At 61.8% G+C, this 7078-nt stretch carries 7 protein-coding genes; 3 read left to right on the top strand and 4 right to left on the bottom strand.

The annotated features are described in order from the left end of the window. Positions 1–4 precede the first annotated feature (4 nt). Complete coding sequence (locus tag R2834_17065; protein ID MEZ4702047.1) at positions 5–640, top strand: peptidylprolyl isomerase; 636 nt, start codon at positions 5–7, stop codon at positions 638–640. On the opposite strand, the gene R2834_17070 is transcribed toward R2834_17065, so the two are convergent. Next, positions 637–987: a DUF971 domain-containing protein gene (locus R2834_17070; protein ID MEZ4702048.1), complete on the bottom strand. Its 351-nt coding sequence runs from the start codon at positions 985–987 to the stop codon at positions 637–639. The genes R2834_17065 and R2834_17070 overlap by 4 nt on opposite strands. A gap of 82 nt (positions 988–1069) precedes the next feature. After that, positions 1070–1723: a sigma-70 family RNA polymerase sigma factor gene (locus R2834_17075; protein ID MEZ4702049.1), complete on the bottom strand. Its 654-nt coding sequence runs from the start codon at positions 1721–1723 to the stop codon at positions 1070–1072. A gap of 743 nt (positions 1724–2466) precedes the next feature. Between R2834_17075 and R2834_17080 the strand changes: the two genes are divergently transcribed. Next, positions 2467–2964 carry a hypothetical protein gene (locus tag R2834_17080; protein MEZ4702050.1) on the top strand — a complete coding sequence of 166 codons (498 nt, stop codon included), beginning with the start codon at positions 2467–2469 and terminating at the stop codon, positions 2962–2964. A 301-nt stretch (positions 2965–3265) separates the two neighbouring features. After that, positions 3266–5857 (top strand): methyl-accepting chemotaxis protein, encoded by a 2592-nt coding sequence (locus R2834_17085; protein MEZ4702051.1) that lies wholly within the window; start codon positions 3266–3268, stop codon positions 5855–5857. A 61-nt stretch (positions 5858–5918) separates the two neighbouring features. Here the strand turns inward: R2834_17085 and purE are convergent, their stop codons facing one another. After that, positions 5919–6449, bottom strand: coding sequence for a 5-(carboxyamino)imidazole ribonucleotide mutase (gene purE, locus R2834_17090; protein ID MEZ4702052.1), 531 nt, complete (start codon positions 6447–6449; stop codon positions 5919–5921). Positions 6450–6460: 11 nt separating this feature from the next. Then, the coding region (locus R2834_17095; GenBank protein ID MEZ4702053.1) for an ATP-grasp domain-containing protein at positions 6461–7078 on the bottom strand (618 nt) is incomplete at its 5' end.

A 7078-nucleotide genomic window follows, 5' to 3' on the forward strand; every position in this document is an offset into this window, starting at 1 on the left:
ATCCATGCGTTTTATTTGCGCCCTTCTGGTGCTGTGTGCGTTCGCCGGCCCGGTAGCCGGCCAGGGCTTGCCCGACGACCGCATCGCGGAAGCCGCGCCCGACAGCTTCAAGGTAGCGTTCGAGACCAGCAAAGGCCCCTTCGATGTGGTGGTGTACCGGGCGTGGAGCCCCTACGCCGCTGATCGGTTTTACCACCTGGTGCGCCTCGGCTTCTACGACGGCGTGTCGCTCTTCCGCGTGGTGGCCGGCTATGTCGTCCAGTTCGGCATCAGCAACGACGCTGAGACGAACCGCGCATGGCGCCCGCGCGGATTGATCGACGAGCCCGTGCTGGCACACAATGCCCGCGGCACCATTTCTTTTGCGCGAGGCGGCCCGAATACCCGAACGACGCAGGTCTTCATCAATCTGTCCGACAATGCGATGCTGGACAATCTGGTGAACGGAGGCGTGAGGGGCTATCCGCCGTTCGGACGCGTGGTTTCGGGGATGGATGAGGTGGTCGCGATGTTTAATGCGGACTACGGCAACGCGCCGGCGATGCGGCAGGATTCAATCAATGTGGCGGGGCGCGCCTTTCTCGATCGGGCCTTTCCCGGGCTGGACTACGTCGTCCGCGCGAAGCTGGTCGACTTCTAGCGCTGCCCGTACGTAGCCGCGCAGGCCTCGCACGGGCACAGGCTGCGCAGCCGTTCCCAGGTGTGGATGCCGGCGTCGTGGCCATCGTCCCAGACGATGCGGAGCCCATACCCACCCACGGGTTCGAGGCGGACGTTGTCCCAGCGCATGAGCGAGGGAAGGAGAAAGATTTCCCGTTCCGGCACCTGCCCCATCGCTTCGTGCCCACCCATACAGGAGGCGCACGGACAGGCGCGCCGGAGTCCGTCCAGCGGGTAGGCGCTGGTGTGGCCGTCGAGCCAGGTGATCTGGAGGGTCTGCTCGGTCGCGTTGAGGATGATCTGGCGAGGCGCGTGCGGGGCGGGCATGGAGGCTTCCGGGTAGAGCGACAAAAAAAGCCCCGACGCTGCAGGGGCAGGCCGGGGCTCTTGGGCAAGCGGCAAAGCAGTACTACACTTCCTCGGTGGTGTACACGTCTTTCAGCAGCACCTGGAGCTTGGAGCGGCCCCGGTTGATGCGGCTCTTGACGGTACCCATCGGCAGGCCGGTGATCTCGGCGATCTCTTCGTAGGCCAGCTGCTGGACGTCGCGGAGCACGACCACTTCACGGAAGGATTCCGGGATCTCGTTGAGCGCATCCTGGATGTATTTGTCCTGGATGGTGCTCTCGGCGTGGTTGTCGGGGCGGAAGGAGTCGTCCGGCAGCTGGAGTTCGTATTCCTCGTTGTCCCGGTTGACCGACTGCAGCGAGTACATGCGGCGGCGCTTGCGCTTGCGGTATTCCGAGCGCGCGAGGTTGCCGGCGATGGTGTACAGCCAGGTCGAGAACTTGGCGATCCGCTGATACGAATGCCGGTTCCGGTAGACACGGAGGAACGTTTCCTGCAGCAGGTCCTCGCAGCGCTTCGAATCACCCAGGAATCCGTAAAGATAGTGGGTGAGTCGCTCGCTGTATTTGTCGACCAGGATGTTGAAGGCCTCGACCGTCCCCATCTGGAACTGCTCCATCAGGTCCTCGTCGCTCATCTGCAGGAGCGTGTGATACCGGTCGGAAGTAAGGCTCGGGGCGTAACGATGCTTAATCGTCTGGGGTGTATCCAGCATGACGTCTTAAATCAATCTATGAGAAAGGATCTAGCGCGGCCAGACCCTCTTCGAAAGCTCAAATTCGGCTATTAGCGCAGTCGCACAAAATACGGAATTTTATTCCCGTGTGTCGAATCCTTAGCCGGATTATATCCTTTTATCGTTGAATTTATGATGATTATATCCCGACAGGAGCTTGGAAGAGCGTCAAGTGCATCGGCGGCGTCCCGTTGAGCCGGGATTTGCCCTTACCGATACGCCGTGCTTCTCGCACAGGACGAGAACGGCCAGGGCGATACGGCGCCCGGGGCCAGCGGTCGAGACAATGCCGGGGAAAGCGTCTGGCAAGAAGTGCGTTCTCGGTCTCGACCACTCAGGATGCGGAAGTATATGCCGCTCGCCGTCATTTTTTCAACGGTGAAACCGCGCATTTTGCTGCCCGCGCTTTCCCCTACACGGCTGCTTCCAGGCGATGCGCCCGCTGGGCATTGGAATGCTGGATTGTCCATTAAAAGCTACAGGCCGAACGCGCACCAACGCGCCGGCTCTCGATACCGTGCCGGGGAAATTTTGACGTAAAACGGCTCAAAACGCATCAAATCGAGGATCACGCCGGCCGGGACGGCGCACAGGCACGGAAAGAATCCACTGGCACAGACGCCCGGCCTGTGCTTTGTAAAGGTGCTCCATAGACACGGAAACGCCTGAAAGGCATCGGAAGCGACTTTTTTGTTGTATGACCCATTGAAGCGAGGATTGCTATGAAATCGCACCTGTTCGTAACGACCGCCCTGATTCTCAGCACGCTGTTCGCCGGCTGCTTCATCGAATCGAATGACCCCGCGGGCACCGAAATCCGCACGGCCGAATTCGTCTTCTCCATGGACGACGCCGTGATCAACGGCGATGTCGCTTCCGCGCAGTATACCGTACGCGGTATTACGCCGGCCGTCGTCGACCACGGCGCGGTGATCGCCTACTTCCGGGAGCAGGGGACCTGGACCGCCATGCCGTTCACCATCGCGGACGAGTCGCCCGACCTGCCCGCCGTCGACTACACCATCACGCTCGGTTTTGGCTTCGACGATGGCATGGTCGAGGTCTTCTATGAGGCTTCCACCCCGGCCGCTCCGCTCGAAGCCCAGCCCGATCGCCTGATCAAGGTGGTCGTGCTCGACGACCTGGGCTACGTGCACGCCGCCAACCTCGACCTGAATAACTATGAGGCGGTAAAGGCACACTTTGGTTTGCAGGACTGATCGGACGACAGAACCGACGCTAACACCTTGATCTGCTCTATGCGGGGAGCCGGCCATGCCGGCTTCCCGCTTTTTTTGTTCTCTATCGAAGACACCGTTTTTCGGCAATCTGCCTGCATCGTGTATCCCGTACCCCTGTGTCGCTGTGATCGCGTGTTTAAGAAGAAGTTAATAGAACGCATAATGGTGTCGATTACAGGCGGTAGGTGCGCCTGAGTCCTTTTGCGTGGATCCCGGCGGCGCCGTCTGTAAAAAATCTTGGATCAAAAGCGCCACGCGTCTGGCATTGACTGGTTTTTCCATGAGCATACGTTCTAAACTGCTTGGTGCACTCACGCTGAGTGGTCTTGCGGCCATCGTCATCGTAGGGGTTTTGAGCTACAACTCTGGCAAGAGCTCGCTTGAGAAGGCATCGTTCAATCAGTTGACCGCCGTACGGGAAACCAAGGCACGGCAGATCGAAAACTATTTCGAGCAGATCCGCAATCAGGTCGCGACGCTCTCGGAAGATCGCATGATGATCGACGCCATGCGCGGCTTCCGGACGGCCTTCTACACGCCGGACTCGCTCGCAAGCCCCATCCGGCAGCGGTGGTCGGATAATGTCGAAGGCTATTATCTGAACGAATTCATCCCGCGTCTCGATGCGGTGGCCAGCCATCATCATGAAATCGAGGAGTTCTGGCCGACATCCGAGACGACGCTCTACTGGCAAGACCAGTATATCGCGGAGAATCCGAATCCCCTGGGCGAAAAAGACGCACTGAACAAAGCGGACGACGGGTCGGAGTACAGCCGGCTGCACGGCATCTACCATCCGATCATCCGCAATTACCTGAAACGCTTCGGATATTATGACATTTTCCTGGTCGACGACCGCACCGGGAGCATCGTGTATTCGGTGTTCAAGGAGGTCGATTACGCGACCAGTTTGCTGGAGGGGCCCTACAAGGACACCAACCTGGCCCGTGTGTTTAACGAGGCGCGGAATGCCGAGGACAAGGATTTTGTCAAGCTGGTCGATTTCGAGCAGTACGACCCGTCCTACATGGCGCCGGCTTCGTTTATCGCTTCACCGATCTTCGACGGCGACGAACGCATCGGCGTGCTGATCTTTCAGATGCCGATCGACCGCATCAACCAGGTCATGACGGGACGCGAAAGCTGGGTGGCCGACGGTCTCGGCGTCTCGGGCGAATCCTACCTCGTAGGGAGCGACCTGCGGATGCGCAGCATCGCACGCGGCCTCGTCGACGATACGGAAGCGTATTATGCGGACCTGCGGGCCCAGGGATACGATCCCGATGCGATCGCGCACATTACCGCGCATCAGACCTCGATTCTTTTCCAGGAGATCGACACCGAGGGCGTGCGCGGTGCGCTCGCGGGTGACAGCAATGCGCAGGCGATCACCGGCTACCGCGGCAACCGGGTATTCAGCGCCTACAAGCAACTGCGGATCGCCGATGTCGACTGGGCGCTGCTCTCGGAAATTGCCGAAGCCGAGGCGCTCGCCCCCACGCAGCGACTGGCTCGCCTCATCGGCCTGTCCGCACTGGTAATTATGGTACTTATCGTGCTCGGGGCGCTCGTGTTTACGCGGTCGCTTACACGGCCCATCAACACCTTGCGGGATGCGGCAATGCGCATGGCATCGGGCGACTCCTCGGTGAATGTCACCCTGCAGCGCTCGGATGAACTCGGACAGCTGGGCGATGCGTTTAATACCATGGTGGCCAATATTCGCACCGCCACAACGGAATTGCAGGGCGAAAAGGAAAAAGCTGAAAAAGCCATCGTCACGGCGGAGCAAGCCAAATCGCAGGCCGAGCGTTCGCGCCGGCACCTCGCCGGCAGCGTCGAGGAGATGCTGGATGCGATCGAGCGTTTTGCGCAGGGTGATCTTACCGTCGAGCTCCAGGTGACGTCGAACGATGAAATCGGGAAGCTCTTCCAGGGCTTCAACCGCGCCGTGTCCAACGTGCGTTCGATGATCCGGAACGTGAGCGACGCCGTGGCATCGACCTCGAAGTCTGCCGTCTCGATCCGGTCGGCGACGGATGACATCGCGAACGATGTGCGCGAACAGTCGTCGCAGGTGACGGAAATTGCCGCGGCCGTGGAGGAGATGTCGATGACGATCGCCGACAATGCCCGGACAGCCACGAAGACGGCCGAAATCACGCATGCCTCGGGCAAGGCTGCCGAGCAGAGCGGCCTCGTCGTGCAGCAGACGGTCAAGAAGATTCAGGAGATCGCCGGCGTGGTGCAGCATTCGGCGGGCATCATCGAGCGCCTCGGAGACTCCAGCAACCAGATCGGCGAGATTGTATCCGTTATTGAAGGCATCGCCGAGCAGACCAACCTGCTGGCTCTCAACGCGGCCATCGAGGCCGCCCGCGCCGGCGAGCAGGGCAAGGGCTTCGCCGTCGTCGCCGATGAAGTGCGCAAGCTGGCCGAGCGCACGACCGACTCGACCCAGCAGATCGCCGACATGATCCGTTCCATCCAGACGGAAACGAGCCAGGCCGTAAAGGCCATGCAGGACGGGCGCCAGCGCGTCGACGAAGGGCTCGAACTCGCCGACAAGGCCGGCCTGGCCCTGCAGGATATCGAGCACAATATCGAACAGACCATCGGCATGGTCGCCCAGATCGCCGCGGCGACAGAAGAGCAGGCCCAGACCAGCTCGGAGATCTCAACCAATGTCGCGAGCATCTCGGAGTTGTCGACCAACTCGGCGCGCGGCGCCACCGACATCGCCGGCGCGGCCAGCGAACTCGGTCGCCTGACCAACAACCTGCGTTCGCTCGTGTCGCAGTTCGTGGTGCAGCGCGACTATAGCGACAACGCGCCGGTGTCCGAGGACGAAGAGGAAGGGGTCGAGGCGTAACGCGACAGGAAAGAAGAACGTGCCAGGGGCGCCCGCTGTATCGATCGGCGGGCGCCCCTGGTTATTCTGGTCGGCCGCCGAGCAATTCGAGGCCTCGCGCGCGGACCGCGTTGTCCATCTTGTCGACGACCTCGAGGAGATGCGTCTTATAGGCCACGACCCGTTGCAAAAGCCCCGGGTCGCCGGTGGCAAGGATTTGCACGGCGAGCAGGCCGGCGTTTTTTGCGCCGCCGATGGCCACCGTCGCCACGGGAACGCCCCCCGGCATCTGGACGATGGAGAGCAGTGAATCCAGCCCCTGAAGATGCCGTGTGGGCACCGGAACACCGATGACGGGCAGGGGGGTCGATGCGGCGATCATCCCCGGTAGGTGCGCGGCGCCGCCGGCGCCGGCAATGATGACCTTGATGCCGCGCTCATGGGCAGTCCGCGCATAGGCGGTCATCGCCGCCGGCGTGCGATGCGCGGATAGGACGCGCATTTCGAACGGAACGCCGAATTCCGCGAGCGCCTCGGCGGCCGCCTCCATGACGGGCAGGTCCGATTCGCTGCCCATGGCAATACCCACGAGAGGGGACAGGTCGGTAGACATCGGTTGCTCTCCTACAGCATGATCAGGGACGCGGCACGCTCCGCGCGCGCGCGTGTTTCGTCCGGGGAATCCCCGGTGGTCGTCACGTGGCCCATCTTGCGGCGCGGTTTTACGTCCGCCTTGCCATAAATATGGATGGCCGCGCCATCGATGCGGAGGGCGTCGCGCAGCCCGTCGGTGGACGCCGGCCCGCTGCGATGCCCGAGCACATTCACCATCACGGCACAGGGAGCCCGCAGCGACGGATCGCCTAGCGGCCAGTCCAGTATCCCGCGCAGATGATTTTCGAACTGGGAGGTCTGGCTGCCTTCGATGGAGTAATGCCCGGTGTTATGCGGACGCGGCGCCATCTCGTTGATCAGGATCGTGCCGTCCGCCAGCTCGAAGAGTTCCACCGCGGTGATGCCGACGCTGCCGAAGGCCTCGACGGCCGCCAGACCGATCCGCTGCGCCGCGCCGGCGACCTCGGGCGAAATGCCCGCCGGCACCACCACGGCATGACAACGATGATCGCGTTGCTCGGTATAGGCCACGGGGTACACGACGTGTTCGCCCCCCGGCCGGCGCGCGACGAGCACCGACAGCTCCCGTACGAAAGGCGCCCAGGCCTCGACGAGCAGGCCATCGTC

The sequence above is a fragment of the Rhodothermales bacterium genome, from assembly GCA_041391505.1.
Taxonomy (GTDB): domain Bacteria; phylum Bacteroidota; class Rhodothermia; order Rhodothermales; family JAHQVL01; genus JAWKNW01.

What these genes read in the sequence shown, in the direction of transcription:
- R2834_17085 (MEZ4702051.1), top strand. Translation starts at nt 3,266, where the DNA reads ATGAGCATACGTTCTAAACTGCTTGGTGCACTCACGCTGAGTGGTCTT.
- purE (MEZ4702052.1), bottom strand. Translation starts at nt 6,449, where the DNA reads ATGTCTACCGACCTGTCCCCTCTCGTGGGTATTGCCATGGGCAGCGAA.
- R2834_17070 (MEZ4702048.1), bottom strand. Translation starts at nt 987, where the DNA reads ATGCCCGCCCCGCACGCGCCTCGCCAGATCATCCTCAACGCGACCGAG.
- R2834_17080 (MEZ4702050.1), top strand. Translation starts at nt 2,467, where the DNA reads ATGAAATCGCACCTGTTCGTAACGACCGCCCTGATTCTCAGCACGCTG.
- R2834_17065 (MEZ4702047.1), top strand. Translation starts at nt 5, where the DNA reads ATGCGTTTTATTTGCGCCCTTCTGGTGCTGTGTGCGTTCGCCGGCCCG.
- R2834_17075 (MEZ4702049.1), bottom strand. Translation starts at nt 1,723, where the DNA reads ATGCTGGATACACCCCAGACGATTAAGCATCGTTACGCCCCGAGCCTT.